The 22635-nt window shown below is 66.7% G+C and carries 21 protein-coding genes; 7 read left to right on the forward strand and 14 right to left on the reverse strand.

From position 1 onward, the window contains the following. Positions 1-48: 48 nt before the first annotated feature. Complete coding sequence (glpK, locus tag ROV95_RS00605; RefSeq protein WP_312542208.1) at positions 49-1548, forward strand: glycerol kinase GlpK; 1500 nt, start codon at positions 49-51, stop codon at positions 1546-1548. A gap of 106 nt (positions 1549-1654) precedes the next feature. On the opposite strand, the gene ROV95_RS00610 is transcribed toward glpK, so the two are convergent. Together ROV95_RS00610 and ROV95_RS00615 are read right to left on the reverse strand one after the other, a co-directional pair. Beyond that, positions 1655-2449, reverse strand: coding sequence for a MetQ/NlpA family ABC transporter substrate-binding protein (locus tag ROV95_RS00610; protein ID WP_312542210.1), 795 nt, complete (start codon positions 2447-2449; stop codon positions 1655-1657). A gap of 26 nt (positions 2450-2475) precedes the next feature. Further along, the gene (locus ROV95_RS00615) at positions 2476-3447 is read right to left on the reverse strand and encodes a YafY family protein (RefSeq protein ID WP_019660741.1); all 972 of its coding nucleotides are present in this window, start codon (positions 3445-3447) and stop codon (positions 2476-2478) included. Positions 3448-3527: 80 nt separating this feature from the next. Between ROV95_RS00615 and ROV95_RS00620 the strand changes: the two genes are divergently transcribed. After that, positions 3528-4130 (forward strand): hypothetical protein, encoded by a 603-nt coding sequence (locus ROV95_RS00620; protein WP_069139700.1) that lies wholly within the window; start codon positions 3528-3530, stop codon positions 4128-4130. Between the two features lie 107 nt (positions 4131-4237). Then, positions 4238-5014, forward strand: a complete 777-nt coding sequence (locus ROV95_RS00625) for a DUF481 domain-containing protein (protein ID WP_019660743.1) — start codon at positions 4238-4240, stop codon at positions 5012-5014. Between the two features lie 117 nt (positions 5015-5131). On the opposite strand, the gene hemC is transcribed toward ROV95_RS00625, so the two are convergent. The 6 genes from hemC to mdoH form a co-directional block, all read right to left on the reverse strand. Continuing rightward, positions 5132-6043, reverse strand: a complete 912-nt coding sequence (gene hemC, locus ROV95_RS00630; protein ID WP_019660744.1) for a hydroxymethylbilane synthase — start codon at positions 6041-6043, stop codon at positions 5132-5134. 445 nt (positions 6044-6488) lie between these two features. Then, positions 6489-7849, reverse strand: a protein-coding gene (locus ROV95_RS00635) for an IS3 family transposase (protein WP_312542217.1) whose coding sequence is annotated in 2 segments (ribosomal slippage) — positions 6489-7402 and positions 7402-7849 — 1362 coding nt in all. Because the reading frame shifts where the segments join, the coding sequence is not laid out codon by codon here. Positions 7850-8029: 180 nt separating this feature from the next. After that, positions 8030-8761, reverse strand: a complete 732-nt coding sequence (locus tag ROV95_RS00640) for a LytTR family DNA-binding domain-containing protein (protein ID WP_019660745.1) — start codon at positions 8759-8761, stop codon at positions 8030-8032. Positions 8762-8771: 10 nt separating this feature from the next. Continuing rightward, positions 8772-9815 carry a sensor histidine kinase gene (locus ROV95_RS00645; protein WP_312542220.1) on the reverse strand — a complete coding sequence of 348 codons (1044 nt, stop codon included), beginning with the start codon at positions 9813-9815 and terminating at the stop codon, positions 8772-8774. 3 nt (positions 9816-9818) lie between these two features. Beyond that, positions 9819-10478: an alpha/beta hydrolase gene (locus ROV95_RS00650; protein ID WP_019660747.1), complete on the reverse strand. Its 660-nt coding sequence runs from the start codon at positions 10476-10478 to the stop codon at positions 9819-9821. 50 nt (positions 10479-10528) lie between these two features. Continuing rightward, on the reverse strand, positions 10529-12454 hold the full coding sequence (mdoH, locus tag ROV95_RS00655) for a glucans biosynthesis glucosyltransferase MdoH (protein ID WP_019660748.1): 1926 nt from the start codon (positions 12452-12454) through the stop codon (positions 10529-10531). Positions 12455-12948: 494 nt separating this feature from the next. On the opposite strand from mdoH, the gene ROV95_RS00660 reads away from it, so the two are divergent. Beyond that, entirely contained in the window at positions 12949-14991 is a 2043-nt protein-coding gene (locus ROV95_RS00660) for a TonB-dependent receptor (protein WP_312542224.1), read from the forward strand. 57 nt (positions 14992-15048) lie between these two features. Here the strand turns inward: ROV95_RS00660 and ROV95_RS00665 are convergent, their stop codons facing one another. Next, on the reverse strand, positions 15049-15219 hold the full coding sequence (locus tag ROV95_RS00665) for a hypothetical protein (protein WP_021204097.1): 171 nt from the start codon (positions 15217-15219) through the stop codon (positions 15049-15051). Positions 15220-15433: 214 nt separating this feature from the next. Between ROV95_RS00665 and ROV95_RS00670 the strand changes: the two genes are divergently transcribed. Further along, positions 15434-15820, forward strand: a complete 387-nt coding sequence (locus ROV95_RS00670; RefSeq protein WP_019660750.1) for a DUF2628 domain-containing protein — start codon at positions 15434-15436, stop codon at positions 15818-15820. A gap of 78 nt (positions 15821-15898) precedes the next feature. Here the strand turns inward: ROV95_RS00670 and ROV95_RS00675 are convergent, their stop codons facing one another. The 3 genes from ROV95_RS00675 to ROV95_RS00685 all read right to left on the reverse strand — a co-directional run bounded on the left by ROV95_RS00675 (position 15899) and on the right by ROV95_RS00685 (position 20547). After that, positions 15899-18430, reverse strand: a complete 2532-nt coding sequence (locus ROV95_RS00675) for a methyl-accepting chemotaxis protein (protein ID WP_312542229.1) — start codon at positions 18428-18430, stop codon at positions 15899-15901. Positions 18431-18643: 213 nt separating this feature from the next. Continuing rightward, positions 18644-19537, reverse strand: a complete 894-nt coding sequence (locus ROV95_RS00680) for an NAD(P)-dependent oxidoreductase (protein ID WP_019660752.1) — start codon at positions 19535-19537, stop codon at positions 18644-18646. Between the two features lie 98 nt (positions 19538-19635). Further along, complete coding sequence (locus tag ROV95_RS00685; RefSeq protein ID WP_021204099.1) at positions 19636-20547, reverse strand: S41 family peptidase; 912 nt, start codon at positions 20545-20547, stop codon at positions 19636-19638. 52 nt (positions 20548-20599) lie between these two features. Here ROV95_RS00685 and ROV95_RS00690 point away from each other — a divergent pair, with 52 nt between their 5' ends. Then, positions 20600-21064: a MarR family transcriptional regulator gene (locus ROV95_RS00690; protein WP_019660754.1), complete on the forward strand. Its 465-nt coding sequence runs from the start codon at positions 20600-20602 to the stop codon at positions 21062-21064. A gap of 196 nt (positions 21065-21260) precedes the next feature. After that, positions 21261-21569 carry a KGG domain-containing protein gene (locus ROV95_RS00695; protein ID WP_288041336.1) on the forward strand — a complete coding sequence of 103 codons (309 nt, stop codon included), beginning with the start codon at positions 21261-21263 and terminating at the stop codon, positions 21567-21569. A gap of 258 nt (positions 21570-21827) precedes the next feature. Here the strand turns inward: ROV95_RS00695 and ROV95_RS00700 are convergent, their stop codons facing one another. Together ROV95_RS00700 and ROV95_RS00705 are read right to left on the reverse strand one after the other, a co-directional pair. After that, positions 21828-22178, reverse strand: coding sequence for a VOC family protein (locus ROV95_RS00700; RefSeq protein ID WP_019660756.1), 351 nt, complete (start codon positions 22176-22178; stop codon positions 21828-21830). A gap of 104 nt (positions 22179-22282) precedes the next feature. Beyond that, entirely contained in the window at positions 22283-22483 is a 201-nt protein-coding gene (locus ROV95_RS00705; protein WP_031270690.1) for a hypothetical protein, read from the reverse strand. Positions 22484-22635 lie beyond the last annotated feature (152 nt).

Consider the following 22635-nt stretch of genomic DNA (forward strand, 5'->3'; position numbering starts at 1 on the left):
GCAGAAAGCTGAGGTACCTTACCCCGACCGCTCTACCGGAGACGCTGCATGACGCCCCGCTACGTGCTGGCCATCGACCAGGGCACCACCAGTTCGCGCGCGATCCTGTTCGACCGTGCCGGCGACATCGTCGGCAGTGCACAGCGCGAATTCGCACAGATCTTCCCCCAGCCCGGCTGGGTCGAGCATGACCCGCGCGAGATCCTTACCAGCGTCTACGCCACGCTGACCGAACTGCTCAGCCGCGAACAGATCGATCCGCGCCATATCGCTGCGCTGGGCATCACCAACCAGCGCGAAACCACCGTGGTCTGGGACCGCGCCAGCGGCCAGCCCATCCACAACGCGATCGTCTGGCAATCGCGGCAGAGCCACGCCATCTGCGAGCGGCTGAAGTCCGACGGGCATGAAGCGCTGGTCCGCGAGCGGACCGGCCTGCTGATCGACGCCTATTTCTCCGCGACCAAGGTGCGCTGGATCCTCGACCACGTGGAAGGTGCGCAGCAGCGCGCCGAGCGTGGCGAGCTCCTGTTCGGCACCATCGACAGCTGGCTGGTGTGGAACCTCAGCGGTGGCCAGGCGCACGTGACCGATTACAGCAATGCCGCGCGCACCCTGCTGTTCAACATCCACACGCTGGACTGGGATGAAGACCTGCTGGCGCTGCTGGACATCCCGCGCGCGATGCTGCCGCAGGTGCGCGACTCCAGCGCGGTGTACGCACACACCCGGCCGCAGTTCTTCTTCGACCACCCGATCCCGATCGCCGGCATCGCCGGTGACCAGCAGGCGGCGCTGTTCGGCCAGGCCTGGTTCCAGCCGGGCATGGTCAAGAACACCTACGGCACCGGCTGCTTCATGCTGATGCACACCGGCACGCAGGCGGTACGCTCGCGCAACGGCCTGCTGACCACCATCGCCTGGGGCCTGGACGGGCGCGTGGAGTATGCGCTGGAGGGGTCGATCTTCATCGCCGGCTCGGTGGTGCAGTGGCTGCGCGACGGGCTGCGCATGATCGAACGCGCCAGCGACAGCCAGGCGCTGGCCGCACAGGTACCCGACAGTGGCGGCGCCTACCTGGTGCCGGCGTTTGTCGGCCTCGGCGCGCCCTATTGGCGCAGCGATGTGCGCGGCGCGATGTTCGGCCTGACCCGCGGTACCCGCAAGGCGCATTTCGTGCGCGCCGCGCTGGAAGCGATGGCCTACCAGACCCGCGACGTGCTCGATGCAATGCAATCCGATGCCGGTATCGCGCTGACCGAACTGCGCGCCGATGGCGGTGCGATCGGCAACGACTTCCTGGCCAGCTTCCAGGCAGACATCCTCGGTGTGCCGCTGCTGCGGCCGCGGTTGACCGAAACCACCGCGCTCGGTGCGGCCTATCTGGCCGGCCTGGCCGTCGGGTTCTGGTCCAGCCGCGAACAGATCACCGCGCAATGGGGCCTGGACCGGCGCTTCGAGCCACAGATGGAGGTGTCCCGGCGCGAGAAGCTGTATGCAGGATGGCAGCAGGCGGTTGCCGCCACCCTCGCCTTCCACGTCGATTGAGGGTGGTGCCGGCCGCTGGCCGGCACCCCCATGATCTTTGGCGGCGTTTGCAGATTGCCGGCCAGCGGCCGGCACCACCGCATGGCCACAACGCCCGTAGCGCCGGTCAGAACGCCGGCAGCACCGCGCCCTTGTACTTGGTTTCGATGAAGGCCTTCACCTGCGGACTGGTCAGGGCCTGGGCCAGTTTCTGCACACGGGCGTCGTCCTTGTTGTCCGGGCGCGCGACCAGGAAGTTCACGTAAGGCGAATCCTTGCTCTCGATCGCCAGAGCGTCCTTGGTCGGTTTGAGGCCGGCATCCAGCGCGTAGTTGGTGTTGATCAGTGCCAGGTCCACCTGGTCCAGCACGCGCGGCAGCATCGCCGAGTCGAGTTCGCGGAACTTCAGGTTCTTCGGGTTGGCGGTGATGTCACGCAGGGTCGACAGCGCGTTGGCCGGATCCTTCAGCTCGATCACGCCGGCCTTGTGCAGCAGGATCAGCGCACGGCTGTTGTTGCTCGGGTCGTTCGGGATCACCACGTCGGCACCGTCGCGCAGCTCGGCCAGCGACTTGACCTTGCGCGAATAGGCACCGAACGGCTCGATGTGCACGCCGATCACCTTCACCAGATCGGTCTTGCGATCGCGGTTGTAGGCATCCAGGTACGGCTCGGTCTGGAAGTAGTTGGCGTCCACCTGCTTCTGCACCAGCTGGTCGTTGGGCTGCACGTAGTCGTTGAACACGCGCACGTCCAGGTCCACGCCTTCCTGCTTGAGGATCGGCTTGACCACTTCAAGGATCTCGGCATGCGGCACGGCCGTGGCGGCCACCACCAGCTTCTGCGAGGGCTCGCCGGACGTGCCGCAGGCGGTCAGGGCCAGCGCAGCGGCGAGCAGGGGCAGCAACAGGGTCTTCTTCATGGGCGGAAGGGTTCTCGGGGGGAGTGTCAGGATTTTTCGTAGTTGCTCAGGGCCAGCTCGAGCAGCGCCTTGGCCTGCTCGCGCAGCATCACCGGCTCGATGATCTCGGCATCCGAACCATAGTGCAGCACGTCCATCAGCAGCTCGCGCGAGACGCTGTACGGCACCTTCAGTTCGTAGCGGCCATCGGCCAGGAAGCGGCCCTGCTGCTTGGAATGCCAGTGCTCGTCGGCCACCCAGCGCGCGGCCTTGGCGCTGAACAGGATGGTCGCCCAGCCCTTCGGCGCACCAGAAAAAATGCCATAGCTGGCGCCGAGCTGCTCGTCCAGCTCGCTGTCGGCGACATCGCGGGCGGTGCTGTCGATCACCCGTGCCTTGTGGATGCGGTCCACGGCGAAACTGCGCAGCGCCTCGCGGTCATGGTCCCAGGCATCCAGGTACCAGTTGTCGCGATAATGGGTCAGGCGCTGCGGCGAGACGGTACGCTTGGTCGGCTCGTCGGTGGAACGGGCACGGTACTCGAACGCCAGCTGGCGGCGCTCCAGCACGGCCGATGCGACGCTGCGGAAGCTGCCTTCGTCAAACTTGCGGCCACGGTGCGGAATCACCCGCACGCGGTCCACCGGCCAGCTGGACACGCCCGCCTGGGCCGCCAGCAGGCTCTCGATGCGCTGCTGCAGCGGCGCCAGCACCGACGACAGCACGCCACCGCCGGTGCGCGCCAGCAGGTGTTGCGAAGCCAGCAGGGCATGCAGCTCCTCCGAGCTGAGCCATAGGCCAGGCAGTTCGAAGCGGTCGCTCTCGTCGGCCTGGTAACGGAAGCCTGCCTCGCCGTCGCCCTCGATCGGTGCCATCAGCGCATCGCGCAGGAAGGCCAGGTCGCGGTAGACGGTGGCACGGGAACAACCGAGCTTGTCCTGCAGGGTCGCCACCGTCACCGGATAGCGCGCGGACTTGAGCAGACGATGCAGGGCGGTGATGCGTTCGTATCGGTCCATACCCCCGATTATGTCCGAGTCGCGGGTCTTGTGTGGGACGTTTGGGCTATCGTGGTCGCCCCCACCCCATGGAATGCCCGATGCGCCGGTTGCCTGCCCTGTCCCTGCTGGCCTGCCTGCTGCTGGCCGCCTGCGATCGCGCGCCGGCGCCCGCGGGCACCGAGGCCCCGGTACCCGCCGCCGATCCGGCACAGGCGGTGCTGGGCGCCAGCCAGCGTTTCGCCGCCCTGCGCAGCTTCCACGCCGAACTGGAAGTGCTGGGCGCGCCGCAGCGGGTACGCAGCGCCATGGACTTCGTTGCACCCGACCGTTTCCGGGTGGAGACCCCGGCCGGGCCGCAGACCATCATCGGCGACACCCTGTTCCTGCAGGCCGACGGTGCGATCCGCCAGGTGCCGGCCCCGCCCGGCCTGCTCGAGCAGTGGCGCAACCCGCTGCCGGCCGACGCCCTGCCCGCCGACCTGAAGGCCGAAGATCTCGGCAGCCAGGCGCTGGACGGGGTCGAGACCCGTCACTACCGGCTGCGCGGAAACCAGCCCGGCGAACGCCTGGAGTACTGGGTGGATGCCCAGGGCCTGCCACGCCAGATCGTGCGCAGCGGCAGCAGCAATGGCCGCAGTTTCCAGCTGCGGCTGCGCTATTCGCGCTTCAACGACCCGGCGTTGCGCGTCGATCTGCCCTGAATGGGCGGTCGCGGCAACGTCTGCTGAAGCGGGCGTTTGGATCGATTCGGACCGCCATCACGCTTCCAGTATCATCACCGGCTGTCAACCGCTTCGGAGTAGTCCCGATGTTCCTGCGCGTGTCCCTGCTGATCCCCCTGCTGCTGTGCGCGCCGCTCGCGTACGCACAGGATGCCTCCGAACTGGCGGCGATGTCCTCGCCGTGGAGCGGCAGTGGCGGCGAGCTCGGCTTCGCTTCGGCACGCGGCAACAGCAGCACCGAGAGCTTCAACGGCCGCCTGCGCCTTCGCTACACCGACGGCGACTGGGTTCACAGCATGGACCTGGCCGGCCTGCGCTCCAGCTCCAAGGTGACCGAGACCCGCGATGACGGCACCACCACCCGCCGCAACAACACCACGGCCAATCGCTACACCGGCAGTGCCGGCAGCGCGCTGCAGCTGGGCGAGCACCGCCAGCTGACCGCCACGGTGCGTACCGAGCGCGATGACTTCGCCACCTACGACCGCCAGAGCTCGTTCGGCCTGGGTTACGGCACCCGCCTGTGGAACACCGAGCGCTTCTCGTTCGACGCGCAGATCGGTCCCGGTGTGCGCCGCACCCACAGCACCGAGGACGACCGCACCCGCACCGGCATGATCGGCCGTGGCCTGTTCGACATGAAGTACTCGCTGACCGACAACACCGATCTGGTGAACACGCTGCTGGTCGAGTCCGGTTCGTACAACACCTTCGGCCAGAACGACTTCGGTGTCTCGGTGAGCATGAACGAGCACCTGGCGCTGAAGGCCGGTTGGCAGGCGCGTTACAACAGCGACGTCGCTGTCGACAAGCGCAAGACCGATACGCTGACCACGATGAACGTGGTCTACAAGTTCAAATAAGCAGAACGGGCGCCGAGGGCGCCCGTTCTGCTTTCGGCAGTACCGGCCGCTGGCCGGCAACTGCATTCAATCGGGGCAAGAGGTTGCCGGCCAGCGGCCGGCACTACCTGCGATGGTTCAGACGTTCAGCAGTTCGCCGGCGCCATCGTCCAGCAGCATGTTCGCCACGCGCTGGCCCAGCGCTTCCGGGGCATTGGCCGGGCCCACCGCCTCGGCACGCACCGCACGGCCATCGCTGGCGCTGCCAACCAGCCCCTGCAGGTGCAGGTCGTCGCCCTGCCACTGCGCGATGGCCGCCACCGGCACATGGCAGCTGCCATGCAGCGCACGGTTCATTGCCCGCTCGGCTTCCACGCAGGCACGGGTAGCCGCGTCATCAAGCTGGCCGAACAGCGCCCTCAGGTGCGCATTGCCGCCATCGCACTCCACCGCCACCGCGCCCTGCGCCGGGGCCGGCAACCACTGCGGCGGTTGCAGGCGCGCGACGATGCGCTCACCCAGGCCCAGGCGCTCCAGGCCGGCCACGGCCAGCACGATGGCGTCGTAGCCGCCGTTGTCGAGCTTGGCCAGGCGGGTGTTGACGTTACCGCGCAGGTCGAGCAGCTCCAGGTCCGGGCGCAGCGCGCGCAGCTGGGCCTGGCGGCGCAGCGACGAGGTACCGACCCGCGCGCCGATCGGCAGCGCGTCCAGCGAGGCGTACAGGTTGGAGACGAAGCCATCGGCCGGATCGTGTCGGGGCAGGATTGCCGGCAGCGCGAACGGCTCGTCCAGTTCCATCGGCACGTCCTTCAAAGAATGCACGGCGCAGTCGGCCTCACCGCGCAGCATGGCCAGCTCCAGTTCCTTCAGGAACAGGCCCTTGCCACCGATCGCGGCCAGCGAGCGGTCGAGCACCTCGTCACCGCGGGTGCTCATCGGCACCAGTTCCACATGCAGGCCGGGATGGGCCTGGCGCAGGCGGTCAGCGACGTGTTCGCTCTGCCAGAGGGCGAGCGGGCTCTTGCGGGTGGCGATGCGGACGGTTTCCATCCGGTCATTATCGCGCCTTCGGCGCGGATACGGCCAACGGCGGAGCCCCTCGTGGCTGGCTGGGGGTATGGTTGAAGCAACAGCCGTGCTGGGCCGGGCGGGATGGACTGCGCAGGGGCCGCTGCAAGTACGTCCATGTAAGCTCGGTCGCCGCATCCATGCGGCTCACGCCCCTGCGCAGCCCACCCCGCCCGGCCTCTGACAGTTTCCGTGTGCGCCAGCCACGGAAGATCAAAGAAAAGCAGAGCAACAGCGGGTCGCTTCGCTCTAAGTCGAGCATGGCTCGACTCTACATTTCTCTACCCCTCCGATAACAACAATACCTTTGCCGTCCGACGCTGAAATCTGTCGAAGGCGGAACGGTGTGGGCATGCAGGGGTGTGAGCCGCATGGATGCGGCGACCAAGCCCCCATGGTGAAGTGACCCCCGAGACTTGGACAGGGGTCAGGCGGCCGATTGGGCCTGTTGGGTCTGCTCCCGGTACTGTACCGGGCTCAGGCCCTTCAATTTCAATTTTATTCGCTCTTGGTTGTAGTACTGGATGTATTCCACCAGCCCCGCCTCCAGACTCTCGATGCTGTCAAAGCTGTTCAGGTAAAAGAACTCCGACTTCAGCGTCCCAAAGAAGCTCTCCATCGCTGCATTGTCCAGGCAGTTGCCACGCCGGGACATGCTTTGTTTCAAAGAGTGCTTCTCCAGTATGTGCCGGTAGTTTTCATGCTGGTACTGCCAGCCCTGGTCGGAGTGGATCATCGGTCGCTCATCCGGCGAAAGCTTCTTGATGGCCTCCTCCAGCATCTGACCTACCAGATCGAACACGGGCTGGCGCTTGATCTGATAAGCCACGATTTCGCCGTTGTAGAGGTCCATGATCGGCGACAGATACAGCTTCATGCCTTGTACCTTGAACTCGGTCACGTCGGTCACCCACTTCTGGTTGGGGCGCTCGGCGTGGAATTGGCGATTGAGGTCATTGCCAACCACAACATTGGCGGCCCCCTTGAAGGACCGGTAGCGCTTCACCCGTACCCGTGATTTCAGGCCCATCTCCCCCATCAGGCGCTGTACCCGCTTGTGATTGGTCCGATGACCCTGATTGGCCAATTCCAGCGTCACCGTGCGATAGCCATAGCGCCCTTGGCTTTGATCGTAGATTGCACGGATGCGCTCGCACAGGGCTGCCTCGTCCTGATCCGGATGGGCCAGGACATGGTTCTGGTAATAGAACGTACTGCGTGACAGCTCCGCCGCTTCGAGCAGAAGCGACAGCGTATGAACCTGCCTCAATCCTTGGATGGCTTGCGCTTTGCGTCTTGCGCCGCCTGCTCTTCCCGGATCAAGGCATCGAGTTTTTTTAGGTAGTCGGTCTCCGCACGCAGATAGGCGACTTCCTTGAGCAGCTCATCGCGGCTCATTTCCTCAGGTGGCTTGGACGAACGGGTCTTTTTCATCGGCTTTCGGGGCAGCGGCGGAGGCGGTGCCAACGCTTGGGCACCGCCTTGAGCATACAGGCGCCGCCATCGCCCCACCGCGCCGGCATCACCGATCTGGAAGTAGGTGGTGGCCTCCCGCCCGGACATGCCGTCTTGGCTCATTTTTTTCAGGACAGCCAGCTTGAACGGGAGGTCATAGAACCGGGCCTGGCGATGAAATCCGCGCCAACCATGCAGCCGATAGGTCGCCACCCAGCGCCTGACCGTGGAGGCCTCCAGGCTGTGGCGACGAGCAACGGCTTTGACTGATGTGGAGGTCTTGCAGGCCTCTTTGGCGACCTGCAGTTTGAAACGAGCGTCATATCTGTTCATGTATCCCTCGGGGTTGGATCTGGCGTCCAACTCCCGGGGGTCACTTCATGGATGGGTTCACGGCGTCCCCTGCATGTCCACACCGTTCCGCCACACCCGCCGCAATACAGAGCCGACCAAGTTGCTGTTGCTGTTGCTGTTGACCTGAAAGCAGTCGCGGCCGCAGGCCGCGCGGACCACTCACAGATGCCGCAGTTCCTGCTTCAGCGTCGCCACGCAGCGGCGGCTGACTTCCAGCGGTTGCTTGCCATGGCGCAGCATCGCCTGCACCTGGCCGCCCGTGCCACGACGCAGCTCCACCAGCTCATGGCGTGCCACCAGGCAGTTGCGATGGATGCGGATGAAGCGGCTGGCGAACTCCTCTTCCAGCGACTTCAGTGACTCTTCGATCAAGTCTTCTCCACGTGCGTGGTGCACCACCACGTACTTCTCTTCGGCCTGCAGGTAGTGGATGTCGTCCAGCGGGATCAGCCGAAGGCTGCCACGCAGGCGTGCGCACAGCATGCTCCGTGCCTGTTGCCCACGATGGTCCTGCGGCTGGCCATCACGGCCGGCCAGGAACGTGCGTGCGCGTGCAATCGCCGCCGCCAGGCGTTCGGCGCGCACTGGTTTCATCAGATAGTCGATCGCCGCAGCCTCGAACGCCGACAGCGCATGCGCATCGTAGGCGGTGCAGAACACCACCGCCGGCCGGGGTTCGAAGCTGGCCAGATGACGGGCCGCTTCCAGGCCATCCAGCCCGGGCATGGCGATATCCAGAAGGACCAGGTCCGGCTGCAGCTCCGCGCACGCGTGCAGGGCCTGCTCGCCGTTACCGGCCTCGGCCACCACGACCACGCCGTCCTGCGCGGACAACAGGCTGCGCAGGCGCTCGCGCGCCAGCGGTTCGTCATCGGCGATGACTACCCTCACGATCGCTCCCTCACTGGATCGGCACTGTCACCTGGCAGGCATAGTAGCCCTCGCTCCAGCCAGCCGTCATCCGCGCGGCGCTGCCGAAACGCCAGGCCAGCCGATGGCCGATGCTGTGCTGGGCATGGCCGGCACCGCGCGCCAGGGCCAGTCCGGGCGCCTGCGGGTCGGGCGCCGGGTTGCGCACGCGGATCTGCAGCTCGTTGCCCTCGCGCACCAGCTGCAGCTCGATGGTGCCGCCCTCGGGCAGCCGCGAGATGCCATGCAGCACGGCGTTCTCCACCAGCGGCTGCAGTACCAGGCGAGGCAGGGGAAGATTCCAGGGCAGCGGCTCATCGCGCTGCCAGCGCACCTGCAGACGCTCGCCCAGGCGCAGTGATTCAATCGACAGGTAGCGCTCGGCCAGCTCGCATTCGTCACGCAGGGTGGAATCGCCCTCGCCCGCCCCCAGCGCCGCACGGAACAGATCGGACAGGTCCAGCACCGCACGCTCGGCCACCGCCGGATCGCGATGCAGCAGGCTGGCGATCAGGTTCATGCTGTTGAACAGGAAATGGGGGCGGATCCGCGCCTGCAGCGCATCGGCCTGTGCGCGTGCGTTGGCCTGCACCTGCGCGGCCCAGCGGTCACTCACGTAGAAATAGCGCAGGGCCAGCGCGGTGATCAGCGCGGTGGTGGCCGCGCTGCCCAGCGTGAAGCGCCAGAAGCTGATGCCGCGGGCGAAGTTGTCGCCCAGCACCGCGTACAGCGCATGCACGATGCCGGCGCAGATCACCGCGATCAGTGTCGCCAGTGCGATGGCCGCCACAGCCCCCAGCACCTGCGGCAGCCTCGACAGCGCCTGCCGCAGCAGGCACAGGCTGGCGGTCACCGCCAGCGCAAGCCACAACGCGAAGCCGCTGGCCGACAGCAGTTCGCCGAAGGTCCAGTGACGGCTACCGTCGGGCGCCAGCGCCAGTACCACCACCACCAGCTCGGCCAGGCCGAGCATCGCCACCAGCCGCGGCAGGCGGCACAGTTCCGGCATCCACGGCGGGGCGCTGGCCGGTGACATGGCTCAGGCAGCGCCCAGGCGTTCCTGCAACCAGTCACCCAGCGCCTGGATTTCTTCGGCGCAGACCTGGTGGGCCATCGGATAGCTGTGCCACTCCACCTCCAGGCCCATCGCCTGCAGGGCCTGCGCGCTGTGTACGGCCACCGCCTGCGGGATCACCGGGTCGCTGCTGCCATGGGCCATGAACACCGGCACCTGCACCGCACCGTCAGCGCGCTTGGCGCTCTCGGCCTCGGGCAGGTAGGTGGACAGTGCAATCAGGCCGGCCAGTGGCGCCGTGCGTGACAGTGCGGCGGTCAGGATGATCGCGCCACCCTGCGAGAAACCGGCCAGGAAGATCTTCTCCGGAGCGATGCCGCGCTCGATCTCACGCGCGATCAGCGCATCCAGCTGCAGTACCGAGTCCTGCACGCCGGCCATGTCGGCGCGCGAGCGGAAATCCATGCCGACGATGTCGTACCAGCCGCGCATCGGCACGCCGTTGTTGATCGTGATCGGCCGCACCGGCGCATGCGGGAACACGAAGCGCAGCGCTGGCCAGTGCGGACGCACCAGCTCCGGCACGATCGGCGCGAAGTCGTGACCGTCGGCGCCAAGGCCGTGCAGCCAGATCACCGACCACTGCGGCGAGGCGCCGGTTTCCTGTTCCACCGTTTGCAGCATGATGTGGCTCCTTCAAGTTCGAGCCGCATTATGCCGCTGCCGCAGGGCGATCAGTACAGCGGCGGTTGTTCGGCCGCTTCCCGGCGCAGCTGTGCAGCGCGTACCAGCACCGGCGGCGGGATGTTCTCTTCGGGGATATCGAGCAGGCCAAGCCGATGCAGGAAGGTACCCGGCCCGCGCGATGACGTCAGCGCCACCACCGGGACCGCCAGCACCATGCCGATCACCACCGGCGCCATCCACGCGGCCAGCGACGGCGATACGGCCCAGGCCAGCACGCCCATGAAGGCACCGAATACGCCGAGGCCGCCATAGCCGCGGATCAGCGCCAGCCACGAGATACCACCGTCGTCACGCTGCTGCGCGTCCCAGCCGGAATCGCGCCCGGACAGCACTTCGGCGACGCCGCGCGACTGCACGTACATCACCACCGGCGCCATCAGGGCGGCCAGTACGGTTTCCACCAGCATCGAAACGAACGCGCGGATCGCGCCACCACAGCCACGACGGTCGACCGGCTCCAGAAGCATTGCCAGGTACCCCAGCACCTTGGGCAGCAGCAGCACGGCCATGGTGGCAGCGAACAGGCGAACCACCTGTTCTTCGTCCTGTGCGCGCCAGTAAACGCTGGGCGACAGGTGCAGCAGGGCGTTGAAATCAATGCCTTCCTGGAACAATGGAATGGCGATGCCGATCAGCATCAGCATCGCCCACATCGGCGCGGTGAAGTAATGGCCGATGCCGATCAGCATGTGCGTGCGGCTGATCCAGTGCAGGCCACGGCTGCCGACCACCTTGCCGTGTTGCAGGTTGCCCTGGCACCAGCGGCGGTCGCGCACCAGCAGGTCAGTCAGTGTCGGAGGGCCTTCCTCGTAGCTGCCACCCAGGTAGGGCACCATGTGCGCGGCCCAGCCACCACGCCGCATCAGCGCCGCTTCGACGAAGTCATGGCTGAGCACATGGCCGCCGAACGGCTTGCGTCCTGGTAGCGCTGGCAGGCCGGCGTGGTCTGCGAAGGCGCGGGTGCGGATGATGGCATTGTGGCCCCAATAGTTGCTCTCGGCGCCATGCCACCAGGCCACGCCACGCGCAATCACCGGCCCGTACACGCGGCCACCGAACTGCTGCATGCGCGCGAACAGGGTACGGCCACCGATCACCGACGGCAGGGTCTGGATCAGGCCGACGTCGGCGTTGTGTTCCATGCCGGCCACCAGGCGCACGATGCTGTCGCCGGTCATCAGGCTGTCGGCGTCCAGGATCAGCATCTGCGGGTAGGCGCCGCCGAAGCGGCGCACCCAGTCGGCGATGTTGCCGGCCTTGCGCCCGCTGTTGTCGCCACGGCGGCGGTAGAACAGCCGCACCCGGCCATCAGGTACACGCTCGCGCAGTTCGGCAAACACCTGTTCCTCGGCACCGGCGATGTCCTCGCGGCGGGTGTCGCTGAGCACGAAGAAGTCGAAGCGGTCGAGCTGGCCGGTGGCCGCCACCGACTCGTAGATCGCCTGCAGGCCCGCCAGCAGGCGGCGCGGGTCTTCGTTGTAGGTTGGCATCAGCAGCGCGGTGCGGCTGTGTACCGTAGGCAGCGGCTTGTCCGGATCGATGCCCAGCCGGTAACCCCGGTCGAACACCGCCGTCAGGAAGCCGGCCACGGCACTGGCGAACGACAGCGCAATCCAGGCGAACAGGCCGACGAACAGCACCAGCAGGCAGGCCTCAAGCACGCTGATGCCGTTGGCCGACAGCACCCGCCACATCATCCGGGTAGCGATGGCGGTCATCGCCAGCGTGCCGCCGAAGATGTAGAACCGGCGCAGGCCGATCAGCCGCGGCGAGGTGCGGTGGCGTCGAACCTTCAGATGGCCCTCGCGCAGGGTCTGCTCGGGCATCTGCAACGGCGATTCCACCGGCAGCAGCGCCCAGCCGGCATCAAGCCGGGGCGTATCCGCTTCCGCATGGATGGTCTGCACCCCCATTGCCGCCTACTCCGCGCGGTCGGCACGGCCGGCCATCCCGACCGGGCTGCATGCACCAAGGTTCCCGGCGCGCTTTCCCGGCGCCCGCACTTGTCCTGGCTGCGTCGGCCTCACGCCGCGCAGTCGCTGTCTGTCACTACCGGAACCCACACGATCTCCAACAGGGCGGAATCGAAAATGCGGCCCAGTCTAGGGCGCCGGATGTAAGCCGGGTGCGAAGGCCTACGCCGGGATTTATCCCCATTCAGCAAACAGCAGGCGAGTCTGGCAGCCAGGTATCGGATGTCACCTCGTCGCCTCCTGTGCTGGATCGTAACAAATGCGAACGGTTATCATTTCATGAACCAGGCAGGTTGCCGTCGTCCGCACGGTCAAAACCCACCCAGCTGCGCCGGTTCCAGCCCCGGCGCCGTATGACCCATGGAAGGGAGCTGCCCGCTGTCTGCGTGCGCCTGCTGCCTCCATCGGGTCTCCCTCCTCCGATGGAAGCCATCATGCCCCTGTCCCGTTCCCGTCCCGCGCGCCCGCCGCGCACCCGCTTGGCCAGCGCCCTGGCCGCCGCCTGCCTGCTTGGCCTGCCCGGCATGGCTGCCGCAGAGGCCAGCGCCGATGCCTCCACCACGAATCTGGATACCGTGGTGGTTACCGCCTCGGGCAACCAGCAATGGATCAAGGATGCCCCGGCCAGCATCAGCGTAATCAGCCGCGAGGACATCGAACGTCAGCCGGTGCACGACCTGGCCACCCTGCTCAGCCGTGTGCCGGGCGTGACCGGTGGCCTCAGCGCGGTCGGCGAGCAGTCCAAGATCAAGCTGCGCGGCATGCCGTCGAACTACACGCTGGTGCTGGTGGACGGCAAGCGCATGGGCAGCTCGGCGTCGACCAACTACCGCCCCGACCTCGGCCGTCAGGATCTGAACTGGATCTCGCCGGAGCAGATCGAACGCATCGAAGTGGTGCGCGGGCCGATGTCGTCGCTGTATGGCTCCGATGCCATGGGCGGGGTGATCAACATCATCACCAAGCGCATCGGTGATGACTGGAGCGGCAGCGCCACCCACAGCTACACCCGCCCCGCTGACGGCAAGCGCGGCGATACCCAGCAGATCGGCGCAACGTTCTCCGGCCCGCTCGGCGAGCGCTTTGGCCTGCGCATCGGCGCCAACAGCATGCGCCGCGATTCGGACCGCTCCAACGGCGGTGTCTACGGCAATGCCTATGCGGGCGAGAAGGACCGCAATGTCGACGCGCTGCTGCAGTGGAACCTGAGCGACGCACAGGCGCTGTCGCTGGAAGCCGGCCATGGCGTGCAGCAGGCCTTCATCGATGCGTCGCTGGAAAAGCAGGATGAAAGCGCGTGGGGTGCCAGTGAGCTCAAGCGCAGCTCGCTGGCGCTCAACCACGATGGCAAGTGGAGCTTCGGCAATTCGAAGATCAGTGCGTACTGGACCGAGTACAGGAACAACATCGGTGCTACCGGCCGTTCCGAAGCAACAGATACGATCATCGAGGGCAACCTGACCACGCCGTTCACCCTCGGCGTTGAACACCAGTTTGCCGTGGGCGGCCAGTGGAAGCGCCAGGAACTGACCAACACCGATACCATCGGCCGCGCGCCGATCGACTATGCCGGCAATGCCGTCAGCGGTTCCGATCTGGAAGTGGATACCTGGGCCCTGTTCGTAGAAGACGAACTGAAGCTGCACCGCACCCTGGCACTGACCCTGGGCGCGCGCCTGGACCACCATGAGAAGTTCGGTGGCCACGTCAGCCCGCGCGCCTACCTGGTCTGGCATCCGGCCGAGCAATGGACCATCCGCGGTGGCGTTTCCAAGGGCTTCCGCGCGCCCAGCCTGACCGAGAACTCGCCCAGCGCCGCCACCCAGTCCGGGGGCCGTGGCTGCACCTCGCTGATCCCGCTGGGCTATACCCGCGGCGGCTGCTACATGGCCGGAAACCCGGACCTGGACCCGGAAACCAGCACCAACCGCGAGATCGGCATCAGCTTTGGCAACGACCTGGTCGATGCCGGCCTGACCTACTTCCACACCGACTTCAGGAACAAGATCGAGTACGCACCGCTGGGCAGGTTCAACGGCATCTGGTGGACACGGATGAGCAACGTGCAGCGCGCACGCACCAGCGGCATGGAAGGCAACCTCAATTTCCGCTTCGGCGAGCACTGGCGCTGGCGCACCTCGGCAACCTGGATGAAGGAAGCCAGGAACCTGACTACCGGCCGCAACCTGATCGATACGCCGGAATTTTCCGGCTATTCGTCGCTGGACTGGACGCCCAACACGGTGTTATCCAGCAGCCTGTCGGCGCAGTACACCGGCAGGCAGACCGGCACGGCGACGACCTTCCTCAAGGCCTACACGCTGTATGACCTGACCGCAGCGCTTAACGTCAACGAGGTGCTGACCCTGCGCGGTGGCATCAGCAACCTGGCCGACAAGACGCTGTATGCCGAAGGCTCCACCGACTACTTCGTCGCTGGGCGCAGCTACTTCCTCAGCATGACCGCACGGTTCTGAGCCGCGCGCGCGCCGTGATCGCGCTGGCGTGATGCCCGCGCGATCAACGGTGGCGGATTACTCGCTTTCCAGCGCGGCCGGCGCCGCGTCCCGCGTGGCGGCCGTGCGCGCACGGTCCATCGCCACCGCCAGTTGCTGGCGCGCGAGCAGTTGTTGTGCCTGCACCACTTCAGGTGTCGGCAGGAGCACCGGCCCCGGTGCGTTTTCCGGTGTAGCAGCTGTGGTCATGCAACCTCCATGGACATCCCGCCGCCGCCGGGGTCAACCGCGGCGGCAGCGGAACTGCGCACCCTAACCTAAAAACAAGGCGGGCGGGTGACGGTGCGGCGCCGGGCCGCAGCCGTCGGAACAAGGCAGGCGTCACATTTTTGACGGCAGCGCTTGGATCCTGAATAGGACTTGTCCTATCATGAAAACGTTTTCTCACAGGGATGTTTCCCCAATGAATACCACTGACCTGTCCCAGTTCAGCCCGAAGTGGCAGTTCCGCTTCAACTTCTTCCGCCAGCACGGCGCCCCCAAGAACCCCGGCTTCAAGCAGGCCTGGAAGGCGCTGTCCTTTGGTGACCGCCTGAAGATCAACCTGAACTTCTTCGCGCTGTTCTTCGGCGCCATCTACCTGCTGATCCTTGGCATGTGGCGCAAGGCACTGGTGGTGATCGGCATCAACATCGTACTGGCCATCATCACCATGTTCCTTCCCGACGTTGTCGGGCGCATGCTGTTCATCGCCATGAACCTGCTGGTCGCCTCCAGCACCAACTACAGCTACTACCTGGAGAAGGTGGAAGGGCGCACCAGCTGGAACCCGTTTGAAGGCATGTTCTGAGCCATCAGACCTGCGCAGGGATGCGCGGCAAGGATGCAAGCGACGCCCGGCCCCCGCCGGGCGTCTTCGTTTTCTGGCTCAGGCCGCGCGGCGTGCCGTGGCCATCGGCCCGGCCTGCAGGCGGAAGCGCGACACCGCCACCGCCAGCTGCTCGGCCTGCTCCTCCATCGCGCGGGCTGCTGCACTGGCTTCCTCCACCAGTGCAGCATTCTGCTGGGTGGTTTCGTCCATCTGCACCACGGTCTGGTTGACCTGCTCGATGCCGGCTGACTGTTCGCGCGAGGCGGCCGAGATCTCGGCCATGATCTCATTCACGCGGCCGACCTGACCGACGATGTCCTGCATGGTGCGTCCGGCACCGTGCACCAGCTGCGCACCGGCTCCGACCTGTGCCACCGAAGCGTCGATCAGCTCCTTGATCTCCTTGGCGGCACCCGCTGAGCGCTGCGCCAGCGCTCGGACTTCGCTGGCGACCACGGCGAAGCCACGGCCCTGCTCGCCGGCGCGCGCGGCTTCCACCGCCGCGTTCAATGCCAGGATGTTGGTCTGGAACGCAATGCCATCGATCACCGAGATGATCTCGGCGATGCGCTGCGACGAGGCTTCGATCTGCTGCATCGTCTGCACCACCTGGCTGACCACCTCGCCCCCTTCGCTGGCCACGCCCGCTGCGGAACCGGCCAGCATGTTGGCCTGCAGCGCGTGGTCGGCGTTCTGGCGCACGGTGGAGGTCAGTTCCTCCATCGACGCGGCGGTTTCTTCCAGGTTGGCGGCCTGCTGTTCGGTGCGGCGCGACAGGTCGCTGTTGCCGGCCGCGATCTCGCCAGCGGCCAGGCGGATGCTGGCCGCCGACTGCTGGATCTGTCCGACGATCTGAGTCAGCTGCTGCACGGTGCTGTTGGCATCGTCGCGCATCACCGCGAACACCCCGTGGAACTCACCCTGCATGCGCGCAGTGAGGTCGCCGGCGGCGATCGCGCGCAGCAGCGTAGACAGTGCAGCCAGGTTGTGGTCGCTGACCTGCATCATTGTGTTCAAGGTCTCCACCATGCGGCGGAAATCATGCTCGAAGCGCAGCGCATCACCGCGCACGGCGAAATCACCGGCAGCGGCGGCGGCGGCCAGCTGCTGGATCTGCTCGTTGATCGCAGCCAGGTTGCCCTTGGTGGTTGCCATCGCGGCGGTGAATGCCGCCTTCTCGCCCGGCAGCGCTTCCATGTCCACGCTGAGGTCGCCCACGGCGTAGCGCTGCATCACCTCGACCAGGCGCTGGGTGACCGCATTGCTGGAGGCCACCAGCTGGTTGCTGTCGGCCACCATGCGGCCGTACTCGCCCGGGAACGCCGCAGCATCCATGCGGTAGCTGAGTTCCCCGGCATCGTGGCGGCGCGCCATTTCGGCCTGCGCAGCCATCACTGACTGCAACTGCCCACGCATGCCCTGCATCGCGTCCAGCAGGCGCCCCACTTCGTCGTTGCTGCGCGCCGGCAGCGTGCTGTCCAGCTTGCCGGCGGCGACATCACCGGCCACGCGCACCGCTTCGGCCAACGGGCGGATCGCCAGGCGGCGCAGCAGTACATGGACACCGGCGCTGAGGCTCAGCGCGGCGATCACGCCGACCAGCAGGGTCAGCCACAGCAGCTGGCGTGCCTCAGCCATGATCACCGCGTGCGGCATCACCACGCCCAGGGCAAAACGCTGCGGCGCATCGCCGACCCGCAGCGGTACATACACCCGCACGTTGCCGGCCGCATCCGGAGTGAAGGCCTCGAACGGACGGTCGGCGGCAATGTCGGCCAGCATGCTGCGGGTCTGCGCGTCGCTGCGCGGCTTGCCGATCTCGGCGGCATTGGCCGAGGCCAGCACCACACCCTTCGGCGACAGCAGTTCGACACGACCGGCCCCCATCGGCTTCAGCGTGGCCAGGTGCTTCTGCAACGCCGCCAGCGAGAAGTCCACGGTGAACACGCCCAGGAATCTGCCGTTCTCGATGATCGGCGTGCTCAGGGTGCTCATGAGCACCTTCTGGCCGGCGATGTCATAGGCGTAGGGTTCGCTGACCTTGGGCAGCTTGTCGCGGCTGGGCCCCATGTACCAGTCGCCCGATCCGCTGGCGGTCTCGGTGTAATCGGTCATCACCGACTGCTGCGGCTTGCCGTCCTGCCAGGCCCAGTAGCTCATGTAACGGCCGGTGGCATCGTGTGCTTCGGTATTGACGAACTCCGCATCCTTGCCGTCGAAGGCATCGGCCTCCCACATGGTGCTCTTGCCGAGCCATTGCGGATGAGCACGCAGCTGTTCGCCGAGCACCGCCGCCAGGCTGGCGCGGTCGGGCACGTCGCCACGGGCACGCTGGGCCAGCACGCTTTCAACCATGGCATCGTTGCTGGCAAAGGCGGTGCCCAGGTCAGCCGCCACCTGGCGCGCCTCGGCGTTGGCCTCGCTGGTCATGGTCTGGCGCGAGGCGCTGATCAGACTGGCGCTGGCCTGCCGGTAGATCAGGAACGCGGTCAGGCCGAAGCACAGCAGCGCGATCACAGCGGTGCCCAGCATCAGCTTGTGGGCGATGCTGCCCGGGCGGTGGGCAGTGGCGGAGCGGGAAGAAGGCATGGGAGGGTCCGCAAGGCAATTCAGGACGACCGGCGTCACGAGGACACCGCGCAGGCGCGCGATCCGTCGCGCAGGCCACCGGCCGCCGGGCCGCGCCCGGTGCACGAGGCACACCGGGTTTAGCGGCCGGCCGCCATCGAGATTGAGGCCAGCGGCCTGCACATTCCTGAACCTGCTCAGGGTGGGCTCAGTGCCCCGCCCCCTGCGACCATCTCATTCGGCGACCCGATCCTTGATCCACTCCGCCCTTGGCAGCACCTCAATGCTGCCGGCGGCGTACTGCTGCAGCACGTCGTCCGGGCCGAAGCGCGGCTGCCAGCCCAGCACGCTGCGCAGGCGGGCACTGTCGTAGACGCGATCGATGCTCAACGGCAGCGGCCAGCCCCGTCGTTCGAACTCGGCCAGCAGCTGTGGCGCGCGGCGTGCCAGCACGCTGCGCGGGTGGGTGGCCAGCTCCAGGCAATCCTCACGCCGGAACGGCGTCGGAGCGCACGCGATGTAACGCGCGAAAGCGGCGCCTTCGTCCAGCAGCAGTGCAGCATGCGCGCTGGCTACATCACGTGCGTCGATACCGCGGTGCAGGCGGAACATCGCCATGCGCTCGGGCGGCTCGGGGAAGCAGCGGGCCATGCGCAGCACGCGCACGCTGAAGGCCGGCGCCGCAGCGGCTTCGGCCAGTGCTTCGGCCTGCAGCTTGGTGCGGTGGTAGATCGTGCGCGGCAACGGCTCGGTGTCTTCATCGATCCAACGGCAGCCACCGGCGACCACGGCGTGGCCGTACAGCGCGGTTGTACTGGTCAGCACGAATCGCCGCGCCCCGGCTTCGCGTGCGGCCTGCAGCAGGTGCGCGGTCGCCTCCACGTTGATCTGGTGGAACACCCCGTCCGGCACCAGGCCGACATGGGGTGCGTGCAGGGCGGCGGTATGGATCACGGCGTCAACGCCCTGCACCGCCCGTGCGACAGCCTGGTGATCGGTGACATCGGCAATGATGCGGGTGGTGGCGAATGGGCTGCGATCCAGCCCCACCACTTCGTGGGAGGCCGCCAATGCACCGAAGATCGCGCGCCCGATCCGCCCGGAACTGCCGGTCAGCAGAATCTTCATTGAGTCCATTCACTCGAAGCGCCCGGGAACTACCGGGATGCTTCGATTCTAGGCACGCTGCATGTCGTCTGCGATAGGGCGCAATTGCAATTGTGCGTTCATTCCCGCGAGGCCGATCGGGCCAGCAGCTGCCGCGCGACGAACAGCGGATCGTCACCGCCTGCCGCGTCGGGCGTGACACCGGTGCGTTCCCAGTTGGTTCCGGTATGTAGATTGATCGGCTGCCGATCGGGAATGCTGATCTGATAGCCATCCGGCAGCAGCACAGGATCATCGACCATGTGTGCAGCGCCGCCGCTGCGCGTGCCGACAATGCGTGCACGGCCCAGCGCCTGCAGCGAGTAGGCGACGAACTCGGCAGCCGACGCGGTGCGGCGATCGATCAGCACGACCAGCGGCTTCAGGTAAGTGGGCAGGCTTGCCGGCGGCAGTGGTACCGGCGTGCGCCGCCCGCGCTGGTCCAACTGCTGCACCGCGTCGATCTTCGCGTCCAACAGCGTGCGCACCAGCAGGTCGGCACTGCCGTCATCCCCGCCGCCGTTCTGGCGCAGATCCAGCACCAGGCCATCGGTGTCGGCCAGCAGCTCGAGGGCGGCGGCGAGTTTCGGCCGGGCCAGATCCAGCGGATAGAATGTACTCAGCCGCAGGTAACCGATGTTGCCCTCCAGCACCCGTACCTCGCGCACGCCAGCGCCATTGCTGCGCGCATCCGCGCGCCATGCCATCAGCCAGTCGTCCTGGCCGGCCGTTGCGTCCACGCGCTCTACATGGAAGTGGCCATCGAACGTGTCCAGGTCCTGGTTCAGGCGTGCGCTGAAAGCCTTCGGATCCGAGCAGCTGTCCACATAGCGCTGCTGGGTGGACCAGCCGCGCACGGCTTCGGCAATGCGTGCGCCTTCGGCCGCATCCAGGTACTGCGCCTCTATCGCCGTGGCCGCTGCCTGCAGCACGGCGTCCTGCGCCGGGCAGGCGGCCGCCAGCAACGCGCCAAGCATCCACGAAACCGTCATGATCGCCTCCGTCGCCTTGATGATATATAAGTGCTTATATATCATTGTTATCATGGATCTCCAACGTGCAACTCTGGGAACGCTGCTACGTGCCCTGCTCGACCAGCTCGACCCGGCGGTCGAGCAGGCCTACCGGGATCTGCAACTGGACTACCGGCCGCGCTACACCCCGGTGCTGCGCACGCTGATGGTGCAGGGCCCCTGCCGCATCAAGGATCTGGCACTGGCCTGCGGGCTCAGCCACTCCGCGCTCAGCCAGACGGTTTCAGCGATGGTGCGCGACGGCTGGCTGCACGCTGCGGTGGGCGAGGACAGCCGCGAACGCATCCTGCAGTTGAGCCCGCACGCCCTGCAGGCATTGCCGGCGCTGCAGGCGCAGTGGCAGGCTACGGCGCTAGCGGCCCGCAGTCTCGACGCCGATCTTGGACAGTCGTTGGAACAGGTGCTGCGTGAGGCATTGAAGGTGCTGGAGCAACGACCGTTCGCGCAACGCCTGCGCGACGCCCGCCTGCGCTGATGCAGTGCGTCGGCGACACCCCGCGTGTTCGCCGGTGGTGGTGGTCCTGGCATTCGCCTGAATGGCGGACTCATCAACCACGTGCGCATGCCGGGTGAAGACCACGGCGGGGATGGCGACCTCGGCTTAGCACGCACTGGCCAAGCATTGGCGCTGTCGCCGACCACGGCGCCGCCCATGCAGAAGGATACTTCCCATGACTGAGCAGAATCACCGCTCCAACCGGGGCTTCGCCTCGATGGACCAGGCCAAGCAGCGCGCGATCGCTGCCAAAGGCGGACGTGCGGCGCATGCCTCCGGCAATGCGCATGAGTTCAGCCGCGATGAGGCACGTGCGGCAGGCCGCAAGGGCGGCGAGGCGATCAGCCGTGATCGGCAGCACATGGCCGCGATCGGGCGCGAGGGTGGGCACGCGCGCCACGCCAACGCGCGCCAGCAGCAGCAGCAGCAGCAGCAGCAGCAGATCGAGCATGGTGGAGAGGCTCCGCACCGCCAGCAGAAGTGATCATCACGCGGCCAGGCCGTTTCCCGTCGGCGGTGCCATCCTGCAGCCACAAGCTGGGCCAGGTACCGGCCGATGCCATCGCCCAGCCGACGCCGACGGCCGTGCCACTGCGGTACCACGTAAGCATCCGCGGCGCGGCGTGCATTGCGCCCGGTTGCGCGATGAGCGCACGCGCGTGTCCTGCCAGCCCCTGTGATGTCGATTGCCACGCAGGGTCGGCCTGTCACGGGGTAGCAGGCGGCGTTGGAACCGTCCTGCTCAGGTGTGCACGAGGATGTTCAACAGCCGCCCGAATGGATCGCGGACAAAGAAGCGGCGCACGCCCCAGGGTTCATCGACCGGCCCATACTCCAGCGCGATGCCGGCCTTACGCATGCGCTCCAGCACCTGCTGCAGGTCGTCCACCTCGATCGACAGGTCCGGCACCGCAGTGCCGGAACCGCCTTCACTGGCAAAGCTGACCTGCGCCAGCGCACTGCCCTGCCCGCCATGGGTGACGATCCAGCCATGGTCCATCACCACGGGCATGCCAAGCAGCTCGCCATAGAAGGCAGCGGCCCGTTCCGGCTCAGCCGTGGCGATATTGGCGACGACGCGTTTGACGGCCATGGCATGCTTCCGTTGGACAGGGCCCATCCAGACTGCCCGACCTTCCACGGAAACAGAAGAGCCCCGTCAGTGACGGGGCTCCCACACGGCTCAATCGGCGCGACTCACACGCCCATGCACAGATCGACCACGCAGGTATTGTACGCCTGCTGGCATTCCCCAGCGTCGGCCCCACTGGCCAGGCACATCTGGTAGGCCCGCCAGCAGGGCGCGTCGCAAGGCTCGACAGGGCCCGCCACCGCCACCGAACCGGTACACGCCAGCGCGAACAGCGCCGCCACGATCACTTTCCTGACAGTACGCATCACCATCACTCCCTGATAAGCCTGGTGAGCCCAGGCCGGCTCACGGTAGCGGGGGAGCCGCGAGGCAACGTGAACACCGGCGTCACGCCACCTTAACGCGTTCATAAAAATTCCTTCACACTACTGGGGGTGATTGGCGCGCTGCGGGGTTA

The organism is Stenotrophomonas maltophilia group sp. msm1, from assembly GCF_032025805.1.
Classification (GTDB): Bacteria; Pseudomonadota; Gammaproteobacteria; order Xanthomonadales; family Xanthomonadaceae; genus Stenotrophomonas; species Stenotrophomonas hibiscicola.